Genomic DNA, 17,912 nt, shown 5'->3' with positions numbered 1-17,912 from the left:
GCCCGGCCGCCTCGGCCGACTCGACCTGGCCAGGCCGACGATCCCTGGTGCGTCAGGCCCGGCCGCCCAGGCTGGCCAGGCCGACGATCCAGCCGGCGAAGAAGCCGTACGCGGCGCCGGTGCTCGCGGCCTGGAACGCGGCGTAGAGCGTGCCGTGCGGCCCGAGCAGTGTGGCGAACAACGCGCTGAGCCCGGCGGCCAGGGCGTACGCGCCCCAACCGGAGAGGAACTGGCTGCCCGAGGCCGCCACCCGGTCAACCTGCGGACCGGGCAGCAGGTAGAGCAGCGCCGCGGCCAGCACGATCAACAGGATCGCCCGCAGGTTGGTGGCGAGCACTCCCTCGTCCGCGTGCCACCGCCAGGCCGGCCAGGCCAACAGCCGCAGGAACCAGCCACCGGCGCCGGTCGGGTCGGTGTGCTGCTGCGCCCAGCCGACGTACATCGGGCTGCCACCGACCGCGACGAGCAGGAACGCGGCGAGCGTGCCGGTGCCGGCGGCCGTGCCGTACCGGCTGACGGTGCGGGGGCGGTTGGTGAGGGCCATGGCACGGCCAGTTCCCGGGGCACCGCGGCGGGCAAACCTGCCCGGTCGCCGGACCGCCGCCGGCCGGCGTACGGCCATCGGGTCAGTGCTTCATCAGGTAGTCGATGAAGGCGGCCCGCAGCAGCGGCGCGGACTCCTCGTACCCGTGCCCGGTCAGCTCGCGCCACAGCGCGTTGGCCTCGTCGATGGTCGGCCCGACCGAGTTGGGCGCGCCGTCCAGGGCCGCGGCCTCGTCGGCGTTCGGCAGGTGCCGCAGCACCGACCAGAAGAACCTGACGTCGCGACGCTCCCGGGCCAGGTGGAACGCCTGCTCGCGCAGCTCCTCGGTGGAGAGCTTGTCGAGCTCGTCGAAGGTACGGCCGCCGGGGGCAGGAGTCTCCGTCATGCCGCCGAGCCTAACCGGCGAGATCAGCTCCGGCCCGCCGGACGCGACGCCACCGGCCGACGTCAGCGGCCGTCGGTGTCCCAGCGTCGCGGCTCGTTCTCCCAGCGCGGCGCCTCCCAGGCGTCGACCGGGGTGTCGGTGTCCCGTACCGGCAGCACCGACGGCCAGGTGTCGGTCGGCTCGGGCCTCGGCGGCATCACCCAACCGCCGCTGATCGTGCCGTCGCCGGGCGGCCGGAGCGGCGCGGGCGCGCCCGCGGCGGGCCCGGCCGGGCGGGGCCTGCCGAACGTCTCCACCAGGCGGGTGACCACCAGCCCGCCGCCGAGGACGGCGCCGCCCACCGCCCACCGGCTGACCGTCCAGCCGTGCGCGTCGGCCCAGATCTGGAACACCACCACCAGGCAGACCGCCAGCAGGGCGCCGAAGATGCCGCCGCGCCGGCCGTACGCGCTGGTGCCGCCGAGCAGCACGGTGCCGACCGCCAGCACGGACCAGTCCAGCCCGGTGCCCGGCGGGACCGGGCCGTGCCCGTTCGCGGCGATCAGCACGCCGCCGAGCATGGCCAGCACGGTGGAGCCGACGAGCGCCAGCGCGGTCACCGTGGCGGCCACCGCGCCCCGCCGACGCGCCGGGTCGGCAACCGGACGGAACCGGCCGAGCAGCCGGCGTACCGGTTTGATCGCGCCGAACAGACCGCCGAGGACGGCCACCGCGGCGAAGCCGACGAAGAGGTAGAGCGCGGTGCGGCGGGGGTCGTAGTCGCCCTGGACCGCGACCGGGGCGGTCCGGCGCTCCAGCCAGACGATCACGCCGGCCGCGCCGGCCAGGCTCGCCGCCCAGCCGGGCACGTGCAGCACCACGACGGCCAGGGCGAGCGCCAGCCCACCGACAGCCGCGACCGCCAGCGCCGGCAGCAGCGCGTCGCGGAGGCCCCGGTCGCCCTGCTCGGCGAAGTGCAACGCGGCGGCCAGCGCGACCGGGCCGACCGCGAGGTTCACCGCGGCGGCCCGCAGGCTCAGTCCGGCGGCCAACGTGAGCAGGCCCAGCCCGGCCACGTCGACGAGCAGCATCTTCAGCGCGCCGCCGCGCAGCGCGTCCGAATCCTCGCGCCAGAGCAGCCAGGTCACCGTGATCAGGGCGGCCAGCAGCAGGAACTCCCAGACCACGTGCACCGCGATCCGGTCCCGGCCGGGCTCGCCGTGGGAGGGGTCGTCGAAGACGTTCTCCAGCACCGCGGCGGGCACGCCGGACGGCGTGTCCGGTGGCAGTGTCCGGCCCGACTCGTCGTACCCCATTGGCCCGTGCCTCCCAGGTGGCCGCGTCCGGCCCACTCCGCGGGCGGACCGGCGGCGGCCGTCGCTCTCCGGTCGCCAGGGACGGTACCTGCGGGCGGTGACGGGGGAAACCCTGTGCTCAGCGGCGCCCGCGTGGCGTCTCCCGATCGCCCGGTTCCCGGTCCTCGTCGTCCTCCTGCTCGGGCACCCGGCAGGAGCGCTCCAGCCAGAGCGCGGCGGCGACCAGGGCCAGCGCGGCGACCAGGCCGGCCACCGCGGCCGGACGGTCGCCGACGGCGGCGTTGGTCCGCTCCACGAAGAGCCAGCCGACCAGCCCGGCGTAGAAGCCGGCGAAGATGGCCCCGGCCAGCGCGGACGCCTTGGCGAGCACCACGAACCGGGCGACCAGGAGCGGGTTCACCGGCTCCCGGCCGGGCCGGCGCTCGACCCGGGCGCGGGTGTTGGCCGCCGCGTAGCCCTCCAGCACGGCCAGCCCGGCCAGCGTGATCACCGGCAGCCACGGCAGGTCGGGGGCGAAGTCGTAGTAGAAACCGCTGATCAGCAGCCAGGCCACCGCGGCGGCGGCCAGACCGGCCACCACCAGCGTGGAGACCCGGGTCGGCCCCATCCGGAAGCGGTCGGGGTCCTGCGGTGGCCGGGCCGTACTCATGCGTCCGACTCTAGCGTCAGATCGGGCCGTGGGCTCAGTTCCAGGGCGTCGGCGGCCAGCGGCTCGGCGTTGAGCAGGTCGGTCAGCCAGCCGTGCCCGGGCAGCCGGCCGTGCGGCTCGATGTCGATCCACGGCCGCAGCACGAACGCGCGCAGGTGCGCCCGGGGGTGCGGCAGGGTCAGCTCGGGATCGTCGCTGAGCACCGGCTGCCCGGCGGCGTCCCAGACCGCGACGACGTCCACGTCGAGCGTGCGCGGCCCGTACCGGCGAGCCGGGTCGCGGGTCCGGCCGGCCGCCGCCTCCGCGGCCCGGGCCCGCGCCAGCCAGTCCGCCGGTGCCGCCGCCGGGTCCGCGACCATCACCGCCGCGTTCAGGTACGCGGGCTGGTCGGCGTCCCCCCACGGTGGAGTCTCGTAGACGCCGGAGACCAGCAGCACGTCGCCGCCGAGCGTGGCCACCGCGCCGCGCAGGTGGTCGAGGCGGTCGCCGAGGTTGCTGCCGATCGACAGCACGGCCCGACTCATCGGGTACGCCGCATGGTGACGGCCACGTCGTGGAAGGCGTGCGGGATCGGGGCCTCCGGCTTGTGCACGGTCACCGTCGCGGCGACGACAAGCGGTTCGGCCAGGCAGACCGCGAGCAGCCGGTCGGCGAGCGTCTCGATCAGGTTCACCGGCTCGCCGGTGAGCACCGCGACCAGCCGCTCGGCCAGCTCGCCGTAGTGCACGGTGTCGGTCACCTCGTCCGACCGGGCGGCCGGGGCCAGGTCGAGTTCGAGCACCGCGTCGACCACGAACTCCTGCCCCTGCGCCCGCTCGAAGTCGTAGACCCCGTGCCGCCCGTGGGCCCGCAGGCCGGTCAGCTCGATCCGGTCGGTCATCGGTGTCCCTCCCCGGCCGTGCCGGCGCTCGTGGCGGCCAGTCGGGGACGGCCGGTGGCCCGCCAGACCGCGAGCGCGTCGACGGTGCCGCGGACGTCGTGCACGCGTACCCCCCAGGCGCCGGCGGCGACGGCGAGCACGCTGGTCGCGATGGTCGCGGCCGCCCGCCCGGCGGTGGGGCGCGGCTCGCCGGCCCGGTCGGCGAGCAGCCGGCCCAGGTAGGACTTGCGGCTGGCCCCGAAGAGCAGCGGGAAGCCGAGGTCGACCAGCTCGGGCAGTCGGGCGCTGAGTTCCCAGTTGTGCGCGGCGGTCTTCGCGAAGCCGAGCCCGGGGTCGACGATGATCCGGTCGGCGGCGACGCCGGCGGCGAGCGCCGCGTCGACCCGCTGGCCCAGCTCGGCCCGGACGTCGGCCACCACGTCGGTGTAGGTGGCCAGGTCGCGCATGCCGCGCGAGTGGCCCCGCCAGTGCATGAGCACCCAGGGGCAGCCGGCGTCCCGGACCACCCGGGCCATGTCCGGGTCGGCGAGCCCGCCGGAGACGTCGTTCACCACGTCCGCGCCGGCCGCGAGCACCGCCTCGGCGACGCGGGCCCGGCTGGTGTCGATGCTGACCGGGATGCCGGCGGCGCTCAGTTCGCGGATCACCGGCAGCACCCGGGCGGTCTCGGTCTCCGCGTCGACCCGGTCGGCGCCGGGCCGGGTGGACTCGCCGCCGACGTCGACCAGGTCCGCGCCGGCCTCGCGGAGTCGCACCCCGTGTGCGACGGCGGCGTCCAGATCGGCGTATCTGCCGCCGTCGGAGAAGGAGTCGGGGGTGACGTTGAGGACGCCCATCACCACCGGGGCGTCCGCTCGTACCAGATCGGTCACGGACCCGACAGTACCGTTCGCCAGCAGGGCTTCCGGCGACCGGGCGCGACCCGGGTACGACGCCCCTGACGTGCACATTGGAACAGGTGTACGATCGGTCGTCCGGGTCGAAGCGGGTCCACTCTTCGCGGCTTGTCGCAAAGGTGGCCGGCCCGTACGCTTTGGAATTGCCCAGCATCGAGATGGCGAAGCCCGGAGGGGAGGGCCGAAGCGGGAAGAATCCGCCCAAAGCTCACCACTCTTCGTGGTGGGTGACGGACGCAGCGTCGACGGCGCTGTTCCCGTCGAGCACCATCCCGCCAGGCTTGCCTAACTGCACCATCGCGGCGCCGCCGGCCGCGACCTTTGGGGAGGTTTCCAGTGATCGCCATCGAGCTCATGGCAACGGCGTCCACCGCCGTCGACCACGCGCTCCACACCCTGGCGTCGACTCCACTCGCCGAGCCGGCTCCGAAGGGCATCGACACCGACAACGTCGTCACGTTCTTCGCCAGCAAGGTCGCGCCGATCCTGCTCGCCGTGCTCGGCGTGATCTTCATCGGCCGGGCCAGCCGAGGTGAGATCTCCAAGGTGCTGACCAGCTCCGCCATCGCCATCATCGGGCTGGCCTTCATCGCCGGCGCGGCCACACTCTTCTTCGTCGGCGACTACCTGATCAACCTCATCTTCGAGTAGGGCGTTGGGCGACGATGCGGCTGCGCACCGACGACGACATCTACCGGGCTCGCCTCGTCTACCTGGGGCCGCCCGGCTACACCCTGCCCGTCCATCTGCCGTACGCCCAGTACGGCCTGTTCATGCTGCTCGTACCCCTCTACGTGTTCATCCACTGGTTGTTCACGCTCCAGGTCGAGCTCTTCCCCGCCTGGGAGATCTCGCTCGCCATCGTGACGACCTCGTTCATCTTCCGGTACGTCGACCCGGACCGGCCGGCGCGCATGGTCATCCGGACCGCGCTGACCGACTGGCGACGCACCCGGGAGCCGGCCGCCGAGCTGCGGGACCCGCGCCTCGTCGCGAGCCGGATCAGGATCCGGGAGGAACTGGCATGACCGGGCGCAGGCCGACGACGCAGACGAACGACGCGGGTGAGGCGGTCGCATGAGTCGCTCCTCCACGCCGGGTTCCCCGGCCGGACGCCCGGCCGACACGCCTGGTAACCGTGCGCGATCGTTCGACTACCCACCGGACGAGGATCTGGACGAGGTCGTGCTGGACCCGGCGCTCGTCACCAGCCCCGGCCACGGCCGCGTCGGCGTGTTCCAGCCGCCACGCCCGCTCGGCTCGCGCGGTGGTGACGGCGCGCGCGAGCCGGTCCGCCCCGACGGCGACATCGACTCGCCGTTCCTCGACCTGTTCGGCGGCGCGCAGCCCCGAATCCGCCGCCCCGCCGCCGCCACCCCGCCGGCCCTGCCGGTCGAGCCGGTGGTTGCCCCACCCCGACGCGGCGTCGGCGGCGTCGGGCGCGACGCGCTGCCGATCCCGCACCAGCCCGCCGCGCCGGCCGAACCCGCGCCGCCGGCCCGGCCCGAACCGCCGGTCCGGGAGCCCGCCCCCGGCGTACGCGCGGTGGAGCGACAGCGGCCGGAGCACGCGCTCGCCGCGCCCGCCGAGCCGCCCGCGCTCGACCCGCCGCCGGCGACCCGCAGCCGGGTCCCGCTCCAGGCGGGCGACCGGCTCGCGCTCCGCCCCACCGCCGCGCCGGAGCCGGCAGCCGAACCCGTGCTCCCGCCGCCCGCGCACGCCGAGCTCGGAGCCGCCGCGCACCGCACCGACCCGCGGGAGGTGGCACCCGACCTGCTGGACCGGCCGGCGCCGTCCCGGGAGGTCGGCCGGCCCGCGCACCGGGAGGTGACGCCGCCCCGGCAACGCTCGGCCGACCGCCGGAACAAGCCGTCCAAGCCGGTCCGGGTCCGCGCCCCGAAGATCAAGTTCGGCGACCGGGACCCGGCCGTCGAGTTGGCCATCACCGAGATCGCCGGCCACCTCACCTTCACCCCCAACACGGTCACCGCCTGGTACTGGCTGCCCGAGGTGCGCTGGGCGTTCCGCCCCGACGCGGAGCGCGAGGCGCTCCTCTCGGCCATCTCCGAGCAGTACGCCGGCCTGGCCGGATTCCGGCTGCACCTGCGCCGCACCACTCGGCCCTTCCCGGCCGACGAGTGGGCGCGCACCATCGACGCGCACACCGCCACCCCGCTGCCCGACGTGGCCGGCACTGCCGGCTGGGCCGACCACCTGGTCGCCGCCCAGCGGCACCTCATGTCCGTCAACCACGCCGAGGGCCAGACCTACCTCGGGGTCACCTTCGCCCGCCGGTCGCTCGGCGACTCGCTCACCGAACGCCTGCTGCGCACGTTCGGCCGGGGCACCGCCGACGGCGAACGGCGCCGACTGGGCCGCACCGTCGAGCAGTTCGACGAGGTGCTCGGCGCGTTCGGTATGCGCGGCCGCCGGGTCACCGCGCCCGAGCTGGAATGGCTGCTCTACCGCTCGGTGGCGCTCTGCATGGCGCCGCCCGGCGTGCTCTCCCCGATCACCAACGGCCGGTGGGAACGCGGCGACCTGCTGGCCCTCACCGAGCAGGTCGAGCGCTACCGCACCCCGTACGGCTCCACCGTGAAGCTGGTCAACCGGATGACCGGCGAGGAACGGCACGTGGCCGTGCTCGCGGTCGGCCGGATGGAACCGCTGGAGATCCCCGAGCGGCACGAGCCCTGGCTGCACTTCCACGAACGACTGCCGTGGCCGATGGAACTCTCCACCCGGGTCGACCTCCTCGGCCCCAACGACTCCTTCCGGAACCTCGAACACCGGCTCCGGATGATCCGCTCCCAGCAGCTCGACTACGCCGAGCACGGCATCGACGCCCCGCCCGAGCTGGAGCGGCTGGCCAAACGGGCCCTCGTGATCGGCGACGAGATGACCACCGGGCTGCCTGTCGACTCGGCCCGGGCGCACGGCTGGCACCGGATCGCGGTCGGCGGTCGCACCCGGGAGGAATGCCTGGAGCGGGCCCGCCGTCTCATCCAGCTCTACTCCCGCGAGCTGCGCATCTCGCTCCAGCACCCGAAGAACCAGGACTGGCTGGCCCGCGAGTTCATCCCCGGCGAGCCCATCGCCAACACCGGATACGTCCGACGGATGCCGGTCCAACTGCTCGCCGCCGCGCTGCCCCAGGCCGCGTCCACGGTCGGCGACCGGCGCGGCGACCTGATCGGCCGGACCGCCGGCACCTGCCGTCGCCCGGTCTTCCTCGACCTGCACTTCCCGATGGAGGTACGCGAACGCTCCGGGCTCGCCGTCTTCGTCGCCGAACCGGGCGGTGGCAAGTCCACGCTGCTCGGCGCGCTCGGCTACCTGGCCGCGCGGCGCGGCGTGCAGGTGACGCTGCTCGACCCGTCCGGCCCGCTGGCCCGGCTCTGCGCCATGCCCGAGCTGGCGCCCTACTCGCGGGTGCTCAACCTGACCGGCTCGGAACAGGGCACCCTGGCCCCGTACGCGCTGATCCCCACGCCGCTGCGCAGCGAGTTCGGCACCGGGGCGGCCGGCGACCGGGAGTTCGAGATCGCCGTCTCCAACGCCCGCGCCGAACGCCGGATGCTGGTGCAGGACATCTGCATGATGCTGGTGCCACCGCAGGTGGCCCGGGAGGCGTCCACCGCCACCCTGTTCCGGCACGCCGTACGCCAGGTGCCGGCCGAAGAGACCTCCACCCTGGACGACGTGGTCGCCTGCCTCCAGGGGCTCGACGACGACGCCGGCCGTGAACTGGCGAACCTGCTGCTCGACACCGCCGAGATGCCGCTGGCGATGCTCTTCTTCGGCCGCCCGCCGGAAGGACTGCTCGGCGCCGACGCCGCGCTCACCGTGATCACCATGGCCGGCCTCCGGCTGCCCGACCTCAAGATCGAGCGGGAGTACTGGTCGGCCGAGGAGGCCCTGGCCCTACCGATGCTGCACACCGCGCACCGGCTGGCGGTCCGCCGCTGCTACGGCGGGTCGATGGGTTCCCGGAAGCTCGTCGGACTGGACGAGGCGCACTTCATGGAGGGCTGGCGCTCCGGACGGTCGTTCCTCGTCCGGCTCGCCCGCGACTCCCGGAAGTGGAACCTCGCCGCGCTGGTCGCCTCGCAGAATCCGAAGGACATCCTCGGCCTCGACGTGCAGAACCTCGTCTCCACCGTCTTCGTCGGCCGCATCGCCGAGGACAGCGAGATCGCCTCCGAGGCGCTGCGGCTGCTCCGGGTGCCGGTCGACGACGGCTACGAGGCCACCCTCGCCTCGCTCTCCCAGGCCGACAGCGGTTCCGCCAACCGGCTCGGGTTCCGTGAGTTCGTCATGCGCGACGTCGACGGACGCGTGCAGAAGGTCCGGGTCGACGTGTCGTACGTCGACGGGCTGCTGAAGCACCTGGACACCACCCCTGCCGCGGTCGCCCAGGCCGCCGGCCAACTGCCGACCGTGCTGGCTGATCTGGAGGCGTGACATGGCGAGGGCCCGGGCACGGATCACGGCGCTCCTCATCGCCCTCGGCGTACTCGCCGGGGCCACCATCTCCTGGCCGCTGATCGGGGGCACACCCGCGTACGGGGCCGGCCCGGTCGCCCAGGCGCGGGCCGAACTGTGCAGCACCAAGGAGTGGCAGGCCGACTTCCGGGCCTGCGTGGGCAAGCTCAAGGCGGTCAGCGAGGACCAGGTCGAGTGCCGTAACGCGCCGGTGCCCGGCGCGCCGGACTCCGGCCTTGCCGGCTGGTTCGCGGCCCGCCCCGACTCCGCCAAGCAGCCCGGCCCCAAGGGTCTCTACAGCGACTACGGGTACGCCGGCTACAGCTACACCACGTACGACGTGGACGGCGGCTGCGCCTCGTCCGTGCTCCACCCGGACTACCGCTTCACCACGATGGTGGCGAACGGCGAGTTCATGTTCGCCAACGCGGTGATCGGCGCGTCGAACGCGTTGCGGGAGCGCGCGTGGGACCCACGGACCATGTGGCGCTGGGCGGACCCGCTGGTGGAGCAGGCCACCAAGGCCGTCTACCAGAAGGTGTTCAGCGTCTTCGGCATCATCACCATCTGCGTGGTCGGCCTCTACCTGCTCTGGCGCTCCCGCCAGTCGGACATGAGCAACGCGATGACCACTGCCGGCTGGGCGATCCTGGTGATGGTGGCGGTGACCGCACTGGCCGCCTGGCCGGTGAAGTCCGCGAACATCGCCGACAGCACGCTGATCACCACCCTCGGCGTGGTGCACGACGCGGTCGGTCCATCCACCAAGGACGTCCCGCCGGACAAGTGCGTACTTCCCAACCCGGATGCCTGCGTGGACAAGCGCCCGCCGGCCGTACGGGCCAGCGACACCGCGACCGAGACCATGCTCTACCGCAACTGGCTGCGCGGTGTGCTCGGCTCCGCGGACAGCGAAACCGCCAAGAAGTACGGCCAGGCACTCTACGACGCGAAGTCGCTGACCTGGGACGAAGCCGCATCGATCCGAAGCAATCCGGCGACGCGGGACGTAGTGATCAAGGCCAAGCAACAGCAGTGGGCCCGGGTCGCCGAGCAGATCAAGTCGGAGGACCCGGAGGCGTACGAGTACCTCCAGGGCACCAAGGACATGGATCGGATCGGTGCCGGCTTCATCGCGGTGCTGGCCTCGCTGCTGTTCGCCATGTTCGACCTCACCGCGTCCGTGCTGGTGCTGCTCGGCTTCCTGATCTTCCGGTGGGCGGTGATCGCCGCGCCCATTCTCGGCACGGTCGGGTTGATGCGCCCGGCCAGCGCCGGGCTCCGCCGGCTGGCGAACGCCGTGGTGGCCGCCGTGTTCAACATCGCCATCTTCGGCACCGGCGCGGCCATCTATCTCTTCGCCGTCGACCTGATCATGAACACGGCCACCCTGCCGGGTTGGCTCCAGGTGGTCCTGGTCTGGCTCTGCGGGGTGGTGGGCTGGCTGTTGCTGCGGCCGTACCGGCGGATCACCCAGCTCGGCGGCAAGGACAGCAGCGAGGCGGTCAGCTCGGCCGGCTCGTGGCACCGCCGGTTCTTCCGGGACATGCGGGTCGCCGCCCGGCTGGACGTCGCCGAGCCCGGCGGCACCAACGAGCCGGCGTTCAGCCGGCGTCGCGGCGTCGTCGCCGACCAGCGCAGCCTCCGACCGGAGGCCCGGCACGAGGATCCGGCGCACGCCGCCACACCCGTCGAGCGGGAGCGGCCGGACGGACGGGAACGGCCGGACGAGGCGCCCGCGCCCGAGCGCACCGGTGGACGGCCCACCACTGCTCCCCGGCCGCGCCGCGCACCGTCCACCTGGACCGAGCCGGACGTGCCCGAGGAGGTTCCCTCCTACGCCGTCTACCGACCCGACTCGGCGGACCGGGCGACCGCACCGGCCACCCGGCCGGCGCCGCGGATCCGCTCCGAGGCCAGGTGACCTCCGATGCGACGGACGCTGGAGTTCCTCTTCACCCGGGTCCTCCGGTCCCGGCTCGGCATCGCGCTGGTGATCGCCGTTCTCGTCTTCGGGGTGATCGGCACGGCCCGGCTGGTCTCCGGAGCCGGCGATGGCGGCGTCGGCGTGGCCGTCCGTCCCACCCAGCCGATCAGCACCGTGGATCCCGAGGCCGGTGAGGACGGGGTGCTGTCCAGCCCGCCGGCGGCGGTCGCCCCGAAGACCCGCCCCGGTGAGCCCACCCCCGAGCAGGTGGCCGGACGCTTCACCACCGCCTGGCTGGCCGGTCCGGGCAGCACCGGCGACGCCTGGCAGGCTCGGCTGCGTCCGCTCTCCACGCCCGCGCTGGTGGAGAAGATGACCGGGGCCGACCCGGAGACCGTGCCGGCCCGGCGGACCACCGGCCCGCCGACTCTCCGCCCCCGCACCGAGACCTTCGTGGAGGCACTGATCCCGCTGGACGACGGCACGCTCCGGCTCGAACTGGTCGCTCCGGACGGGCCATGGTTGGTGGACGCGGTCGACTGGGAGCGGTCGTGAGCGCCGGCGCGGCCGCCGTCGGGCAGGTCCGCCGCAAGGTTAGGGGCGGCGTGCTGGCCACCGCGGTCACCGGCGTACTCGCCCTGCTCTGCTGCGTGGGTGGCGCCGCCGCCTTCTTCCTCACCGAACTGGGCGGCGATCGGGAGGACCCGAAGCTCGCCGGCCTGACCTGCGACCCCACCTATCAGGTGACCCTGACCGGGGACATGCCGCGCTTCGCCGAGTACGGCGACGGCCAGCTGCGCAACGCCGCCGCCATCATCAAGACAGGCCAGGACATGAAGGTGCCGGCCCGGGGGTGGGTGATCGCGTTGGCCACCGCGATGCAGGAGTCGGCCCTGCGCAACCTGGCCAACAGCCGCGTGCCGGCGTCGCTGGCGCTGCCGCACGAGGGGGTCGGCGCCGACCACGACTCGGTGGGCCTGTTTCAGCAGCGGCCGGGCTGGGGCAGCGTCGAACAGCGGATGACGCCGTCGTACGCGGCGCGCAAGTTCTACCAGAAGATGGTGAAGGTGCCGAACTGGCAGCAACGGCCGCTGTCCGTGGTGGCGCAGCGGGTTCAGGTCAGCGCGTTCCCGGATGCCTATGCCAAGCACGAGGAACTGGCGGGGCGGATCGTCGACGCGCTCGCCGGCGGGGCGGCCCGGACCGTGGAGATCGCCGGCAAGGCGGTCTGTGACGCCGCCGCCGGGGCCCGGATCGCCGCCTCCGGCTGGACCGCGCCGCTGCCCGGCGGGGTGGTCTCCGGTTTCCGGACCGACGCCCGCCCGAGCCACGACGGCGTGGACCTGGCCGCGGACAAGCGCACCGAGATCCACGCCGCGTCGGCCGGTCGCGTGCTGGTCGCCAGGTGCGACCCCGACCACTCCGGCCGGCGGGACTGCGACCGGGACGGCTGGCCGGACAAGGGTGGCTGCGGGTGGTTCGTCGACATCCTGCATGCCGGCGGCTTTATCACCCGCTACTGCCACATGATCGAACGACCCCGGGTACGTCCGGGTCAGGAGGTCGCGGCCGGTGAGGTGATCGGGCTCTCCGGCACCAGCGGCAACTCCTCCGGCCCGCACCTGCACTTCGAGGTGCACCACGACAGCGACCGGTCCAGCCGCGGTGCGGAGAACCCGGTGCCGTTCATGCGCGAGCGCGGTGCGCCCCTCACCGGGACCGGATGAGTTCGCCGCCCATGAGCAATCCGCTGCCCGACCCGTTCGCGGACCGCCCCGACTGGGCCCCGCTGCCACCCCGCCCGATCGAGATCGTGCCCGCCACCGGCGGGACCGAGCTGCGCGGCCGCCGGGTGCTGGTCGGCCTGCCCGGCCTCGGCTGGCGCGGTGACCTGCGCGCCGACGAGCGGGTGGTGCAGGGCAGCCGCACCTACGTGCCGGTCATCCCGGAACACGAGTGGTACCGGGCCGAATCCGAGCAGGTGGAGGTGTTCGCGCCGCTGGTGCCGGTGGAACGCGTCTGGGTGGAGACGGTCGGCGGACGGAGACCGCCGGCTGGTCCGGCCGAGTCGGGCATCCGGCTGGTCTCGCTGGACGCGCCCACCCGCCGACCACCCACCCCGGTCTTCGAGACCGACGCGGTGACCGGACGGCGCGTGGTCCACGTCGACGACGGCACGGAGCGGCGTGACCTGCGGGCCGTCACCGAGACCTACTCAGGCGCGGACGGCGACATCTGCGTCCGGGTGGCACCCGAGCTGGAGTGGTACCGCTGGGCCTGGCGCGGACAGGCGCCGACCACCCTGGAGGTACCGGTCCACCTGCTCTGGCTGGAGTAGCCGGGCTCAACTGCCGCGCTGGGCCGCACAGACGCCCCAGCCGTCTTCCCGCCTTGTCTCGAACCGCCAGCCCTGCCGGTCGGTCTGCGAGATGCCGTCGACGGAAGCGGAGATGATGAGCTCGACCGCGACCATCGCGACATCGCCCGACTCCCGGGTGGTCAACGGGCCCCAACTCACCGAGATCGTCGTGCCGAACCGCCGTTCCCGGGCGACGAGGTCGTCCCGCAGTGACCGCAGGCCCTCCAGGTCGGTCCGGCCGTCGCAGGTGAACTGCTTCGCCTTGGTGTCGTTGCGGTCCTCCAAGAGCGCCTGGACGTAGTTGGCCACCACCACGTCCGGGGCGCTGCGGTCCGGGGCGGTTGCCCGGTCGTACAGCACGAAGCCGACCACCGCGCCGCCCGCGCAGAGCAACGCCACCACTCCCGCGACGACCGCGAGCACGGTGCGCAGCGGGCGCTTGGGGCGGGCCGGTGCCGGCGCGGGCGCCGGGGGCGCCAACTGCTCCGGCGGGGTCCGCTGCGCCGGTACTCGGGAGACCTGGGAACCGGCGGGGGGCTGCACTGATTCCACCTCCTGAGGTTATCGGCTGCGGGCCGCGTACCCAATGCCTCAGAACTGGCGGATCGTGGCGAACCGCCGGGCGGACGCCGCCCGGCGCGGACCTGGTGGGGTCCGTGCCGGACGGTCGTGTCATGCCCGCGGGGGTCCGGCGGGACGGTGTCGCGTCAGGAGAGCCGGTACGCCCGGACAACCTCCTGCTCCACCGTGTTGCCGGCGTCGTCGGAGGCGGTGGCCTTCAGCGAGACGAATCCGCTGGTGCGCGGGTACCGGAGGGTGGCGTTCCAGGTGCCCGCTCCGGCCGCCGTCAGCCTGACCGGCTGCCAGGTCGCGCCGTCGTCGTAGGAGACGCTGAGAGTGGCACCGGCGATCTTCCCGGCACCCACGACCCCGGCCACGTGCGAGGCGGCCAGGCTGATCTTCTGGTGGCTGCCGGCCCGCACCGACCCGGTCAGGTCGGTGTCGACCCCGTAGTCGAGCTGGACCAGCGGCAGCAGCACCCGGTCGTCGGCCTGGGTGGCCCGGAAGCCCCAGACGCTGCGGGTTCGGGTGGAGGTGACCCAGGGGTCGGCGGGCCGGGTGGTCTCCTGCTCGAACCGGTAGTCGGCGCTGCCGGAGGCCACCGGCGCCGCCACCTGGACGGCCTGCGCGGGCTGCTCCCGACCGATCAGCTTGCCGTTCTGGTAGAGCCGGGACCGGACGGTGCTGACTCCGTCGTCGATCGAGCCGGTGATGTCGGTGTCGCCACCGGCCGGCGGGACGTTGACGGCGAAGACGTTGCCGTTGCGGTACGGGTACCAGAAACCGGGGCCGAGCCGCGGGCGGGTGACCGGGGCGAACCACTTCCGCGCCACGTGCTGACCGGGCCGGTAGGTGACCTGGTTGTAGCGCTGCTCCCAGCCGGGCATCAGGAGAGCCTTCTGGTACCAGCTGGTGCCTTCCTGCGTGGACAGGTAGTCGACCCGGGTGGACGGGGCCGCCACCGGCTGGTCGACGCCGAGGCACGGCGGCCAGTGGTAGGAGCGGCAGTCGGCCCGCTGTTCGAAGGCGATCGCCGGGGTGCCGGCGTGGAAGTTCTGGTCCACCCGGGCCAGTTCCTTGGCGGCCGGCGCGTACGTCGGGTCGGTCGGCACCTCGCCCGGCCAGGCCCGGACCACGTCGTAGACGTACGGGCTGAATGCGACGGCGACGCCGCGCAGGCGCAGGGTGCCGGCCTGGGCCGCCGCGCGCACGCGCTCACCCTCGGCCCGGGTCAGCGACACCACCGGCAGGTTCGTCCCGCCGGCTGCGGCGTAGTACGCGCCGGGCCGGTCGTTGACCACGACCAGCAGGGCGGCTCCGGCCGCGTTCGCGGCGGCGGCCCGCTGGGCGGGGGACACGGCGTCGTCCCGGGTCACCAGCACGGCCTTGCCCTTGGCGTCGAGGCCCTGGTAGTCGGTGCCGTTGCCGGCGTACACGGCGGCGAGGTCGACCTTGCCGTCGAGCCGGGTCGAGCCGGCCTGGTAGCGCGGGTCCAGCTGGACGGCGGCCGGGGTGTGTCCGGCCAACTTCAGGTGGTCGACCTCGCGGCTCCACCGGACGGCGAACTCGAAGGTGCCGCCACTGATCTTCCCGGTCGGTGCGACGTAGACGTCATCGATGGCGGACGGCACGGCGTAGGTGTTGGTGAAGGCACCGTACTGACCACCGATGCCGGAGTCGCGGAAGTACTGCACCCGGCGGTAGGCGTCCTCGCTCGGTCGGGGCGTGGTGGCGGCCACCTTGTGCGCCTGCCGGGCGTCCAGGTCCACGGTCCGGTCGGCGTCGAGCTTCAGGCTCGGAGTGCCCAGCAGGGCCATGCCGGCGGAGTCGGGCCCGCCGTCGCCGGAGACCGGCAGCCAACTCGTCACGTTGTACTCGCCGGGCGGCAGGCGCAGTGCCGTGGCGGTCCCGGTGGCCGGGTCCAGGGCGATCGTGCGGATGGCCTGGTCGCCGTACCGGTAGACGGTCACGTAGCCGCCGGCCGGCTTGCCGTCGCGACCCTCGGCGGTGATCGTGAGCTGGTACCGCTCGTCCTCCTTGACCAGGCCGAGCGCGGTGTGCGCGCGGACGGTGCCGGTGGTGTCGGTGGCGACCACGGCACCGGCGTACTTGCCGGTGGCCGGGGCGTCGTCCGCGTCGGCGGTGACGGTCGCGGTGGCGGTGCCCCCGGCCGGCAGGGTGACCCGCGCCGGGGAGACCGCGGCGAGCGCGGCGGGCTTCCCGTCCGGCCCGGTCATGGTCGCCGCGAGGTCGAGGGTGACCGCCTCGGTGCCGCTGTTGGCGTACGTGAGGGTGCGGCTGACGGGCTGGTCGCCGTCGTGCGGCCAGTCGTAGAAGCCGAGGTCGGCGGCGCCGGTGGCCTGCACGTCGCCGAGGGCGGCCGGCACGTCCAGCCGACCGGCGCCCACCTGGTACGGGGTGGTGCCGGCGAGCTGCTTCGACGCCGACATGAGGCTGTCCTTGATGCGGGCGGCCGGCCAGTCCGGGTGCTTCGCGGCGACGATGGCGGCGGCTCCGGCCACGTGCGGGGTGGCCATCGAGGTGCCGCTCATCTTCACGTAGCTGCCGGTGCCGGAGCTCTGCGCGGCGCGGGCGGCGAGGATCTGCACGCCGGGTGCGGAGAGGTCCGGCTTGAGCCCGTTGTCACCGAACCGGGGGCCCTGGCTGGAGAACGCGGCGCGGACGTCCCTGCCATCCACGGCGGCGACGGTGAGCGCGGCGTCGGCGGCGCCGGGGCTGCCGATGGTCGACTCGCCGTAGGTGTTGCCGGCGGCGATGACGAAGAGCGCGCCGGTCTGGGCGGTGAGCCGTTCGACGGCCTGTGCCATCGGGTCGGTGCCGTCGCTCGGCTCCTGCGAGCCGAGGCTCATGTTGACCACCTTGGCGTGCTGGGCGGCCCACTCCATCCCGGCGATGATCCACGAGTCCAGGCCGGAGCCGGAGTCGTCGAGCACCTTGCCGATCACCAGGTCGGCGCCGGGCGCGACGCCCTTCTCGACGCCCCCGGAGGCGGCGCCGCTGCCGGCCACCGTGGAGGCGACGTGGGTGCCGTGCCCGCGGCGGTCGCCGGTGTCGGAACCGGGCACGAAGGAGACCGCGTCCTTGACCTTCCCGGCGAGGTCGGGGTGGGTGGCGTCGACGCCGGTGTCGAGCACGGCGACGGTGGTGCCCTTGCCGTCGTACCCCGTGGACCAGGCCCGCGGCGCGCCCACCTGGGCGACGCTGTCGGCCAGGTCGACGTGGACCCGGCCGTCGAGCCAGAGCTTGCCGACGCCGCCGGCGAAGCGGCCGGACGTACCGGTCGGGGCGAGGGATCGCCAGAACGGCTGCGCGTCCTTCTTGGCGGTGCTGATCGCCAGGCCGTCGATGCTGGTCAGGTCGCGTACCTTGCGGGCCTTCGCCGGGGTGGTGCGGGCGGACCGGGCGGTCGCGGTGCCGGTGTAGGTGGCGATCAGGGGCAGCTCGGCGGCGTGCGCGTCGTCGAAGCCGTCCTCGATCAGCTCGGTGACGTTGAACAGGTCCCGGTCGAGCCGGTTGGCCGCGAGGTACGGCAGCGCCTCGTCGGGGATGACGTACAGATCGTCGCCGATCGTCTGGGTGTGCACCCCGCCGACCGAGCCGTGGCTCTGGTCGACGGTGACCACGTCCGGTCCACCGCTCTGGTGGGTGACCCGGACGACGTCACCGGTGACCAGGGTGAGGGTGTCGGTGGCCTCGGCGGTGCCCGGGAGGGTCGGCGCCGAGGGCTGGCTGCCGGCGGCGGCCGGGGTTCCGGGCGCGGCGGCGAGCGCCGCCGCGACGGTGACGGCGAGCAGGCGACGGGTACTTCGTGGCATCGAATGACCTCTCGGTGAAGACCTGGGACGGCCTGACGATCCGCCGTCGACGGTGGCCCGGGCAACGGATCGACCACGGCGGCTTCCCTCCATGA

General features: G+C 73.8%; 16 protein-coding genes. 7 read left to right on the top strand and 9 right to left on the bottom strand.

The genetic code is table 11. The features are described from left to right. Positions 1 to 52 precede the first annotated feature (52 nt). From AB0B02_RS12500 to folP, 7 genes are all read right to left on the bottom strand, one after another. Positions 53 to 544: a hypothetical protein gene (locus AB0B02_RS12500; protein ID WP_357299809.1), complete on the bottom strand. Its 492-nt coding sequence runs from the start codon at positions 542 to 544 to the stop codon at positions 53 to 55. An 82-nt stretch (positions 545 to 626) separates the two neighbouring features. Then, positions 627 to 929: a hypothetical protein gene (locus tag AB0B02_RS12495; protein ID WP_107159648.1), complete on the bottom strand. Its 303-nt coding sequence runs from the start codon at positions 927 to 929 to the stop codon at positions 627 to 629. Positions 930 to 991: 62 nt separating this feature from the next. Then, positions 992 to 2,224 (bottom strand): ABC transporter permease, encoded by a 1,233-nt coding sequence (locus AB0B02_RS12490; RefSeq protein ID WP_357299805.1) that lies wholly within the window; start codon positions 2,222 to 2,224, stop codon positions 992 to 994. A gap of 118 nt (positions 2,225 to 2,342) precedes the next feature. Then, complete coding sequence (locus tag AB0B02_RS12485; RefSeq protein ID WP_281934665.1) at positions 2,343 to 2,831, bottom strand: DUF3180 domain-containing protein; 489 nt, start codon at positions 2,829 to 2,831, stop codon at positions 2,343 to 2,345. Between the two features lie 38 nt (positions 2,832 to 2,869). Further along, positions 2,870 to 3,397 (bottom strand): 2-amino-4-hydroxy-6-hydroxymethyldihydropteridine diphosphokinase, encoded by a 528-nt coding sequence (folK, locus tag AB0B02_RS12480; RefSeq protein ID WP_357299802.1) that lies wholly within the window; start codon positions 3,395 to 3,397, stop codon positions 2,870 to 2,872. After that, complete coding sequence (folB, locus tag AB0B02_RS12475) at positions 3,394 to 3,753, bottom strand: dihydroneopterin aldolase (protein ID WP_281934391.1); 360 nt, start codon at positions 3,751 to 3,753, stop codon at positions 3,394 to 3,396. The genes folK and folB overlap by 4 nt, the downstream gene beginning before the upstream one ends. Further along, positions 3,750 to 4,625, bottom strand: a complete 876-nt coding sequence (gene folP, locus AB0B02_RS12470) for a dihydropteroate synthase (protein ID WP_357299799.1) — start codon at positions 4,623 to 4,625, stop codon at positions 3,750 to 3,752. Before folP ends, folB begins: the two co-directional genes overlap by 4 nt. A 360-nt stretch (positions 4,626 to 4,985) precedes the next feature. Here folP and AB0B02_RS12465 point away from each other — a divergent pair, with 360 nt between their 5' ends. Genes AB0B02_RS12465 through AB0B02_RS12435 form a run of 7 tightly spaced genes read left to right on the top strand, consistent with a single transcriptional unit; the run spans position 4,986 to position 13,399 of the window. Then, positions 4,986 to 5,300, top strand: coding sequence for a hypothetical protein (locus tag AB0B02_RS12465; protein ID WP_091070155.1), 315 nt, complete (start codon positions 4,986 to 4,988; stop codon positions 5,298 to 5,300). Positions 5,301 to 5,314: 14 nt separating this feature from the next. Next, positions 5,315 to 5,677: a hypothetical protein gene (locus AB0B02_RS12460; RefSeq protein ID WP_089157613.1), complete on the top strand. Its 363-nt coding sequence runs from the start codon at positions 5,315 to 5,317 to the stop codon at positions 5,675 to 5,677. 49 nt (positions 5,678 to 5,726) lie between these two features. After that, positions 5,727 to 9,113 (top strand): ATP-binding protein, encoded by a 3,387-nt coding sequence (locus AB0B02_RS12455; RefSeq protein ID WP_281934386.1) that lies wholly within the window; start codon positions 5,727 to 5,729, stop codon positions 9,111 to 9,113. Position 9,114: 1 nt separating this feature from the next. Beyond that, positions 9,115 to 11,058, top strand: a complete 1,944-nt coding sequence (locus AB0B02_RS12450; RefSeq protein ID WP_357299793.1) for an MFS transporter — start codon at positions 9,115 to 9,117, stop codon at positions 11,056 to 11,058. A gap of 6 nt (positions 11,059 to 11,064) precedes the next feature. Then, positions 11,065 to 11,616: a hypothetical protein gene (locus tag AB0B02_RS12445; protein ID WP_357299792.1), complete on the top strand. Its 552-nt coding sequence runs from the start codon at positions 11,065 to 11,067 to the stop codon at positions 11,614 to 11,616. Then, on the top strand, positions 11,613 to 12,788 hold the full coding sequence (locus AB0B02_RS12440) for a M23 family metallopeptidase (RefSeq protein WP_357299790.1): 1,176 nt from the start codon (positions 11,613 to 11,615) through the stop codon (positions 12,786 to 12,788). Before AB0B02_RS12445 ends, AB0B02_RS12440 begins: the two co-directional genes overlap by 4 nt. Positions 12,789 to 12,799: 11 nt before the next feature. Next, positions 12,800 to 13,399 carry a hypothetical protein gene (locus AB0B02_RS12435; protein ID WP_281934378.1) on the top strand — a complete coding sequence of 200 codons (600 nt, stop codon included), beginning with the start codon at positions 12,800 to 12,802 and terminating at the stop codon, positions 13,397 to 13,399. A 6-nt stretch (positions 13,400 to 13,405) separates the two neighbouring features. Here AB0B02_RS12435 and AB0B02_RS12430 read toward each other — a convergent pair whose 3' ends face one another. Together AB0B02_RS12430 and AB0B02_RS12425 are read right to left on the bottom strand one after the other, a co-directional pair. Further along, positions 13,406 to 13,963: a hypothetical protein gene (locus AB0B02_RS12430; RefSeq protein ID WP_281934664.1), complete on the bottom strand. Its 558-nt coding sequence runs from the start codon at positions 13,961 to 13,963 to the stop codon at positions 13,406 to 13,408. 164 nt (positions 13,964 to 14,127) lie between these two features. After that, positions 14,128 to 17,817 carry a S8 family serine peptidase gene (locus AB0B02_RS12425; protein WP_357299787.1) on the bottom strand — a complete coding sequence of 1,230 codons (3,690 nt, stop codon included), beginning with the start codon at positions 17,815 to 17,817 and terminating at the stop codon, positions 14,128 to 14,130. Between the last annotated feature and the right edge of the window lie 95 nt (positions 17,818 to 17,912).

The organism is Micromonospora sp. NPDC049240, assembly GCF_040647835.1.
Lineage (GTDB): Bacteria > Actinomycetota > Actinomycetes > Mycobacteriales > Micromonosporaceae > Micromonospora.
Note: the sequence above shows the minus strand (reverse complement) of the source record. Positions and strands in the feature narration are given on the sequence as shown.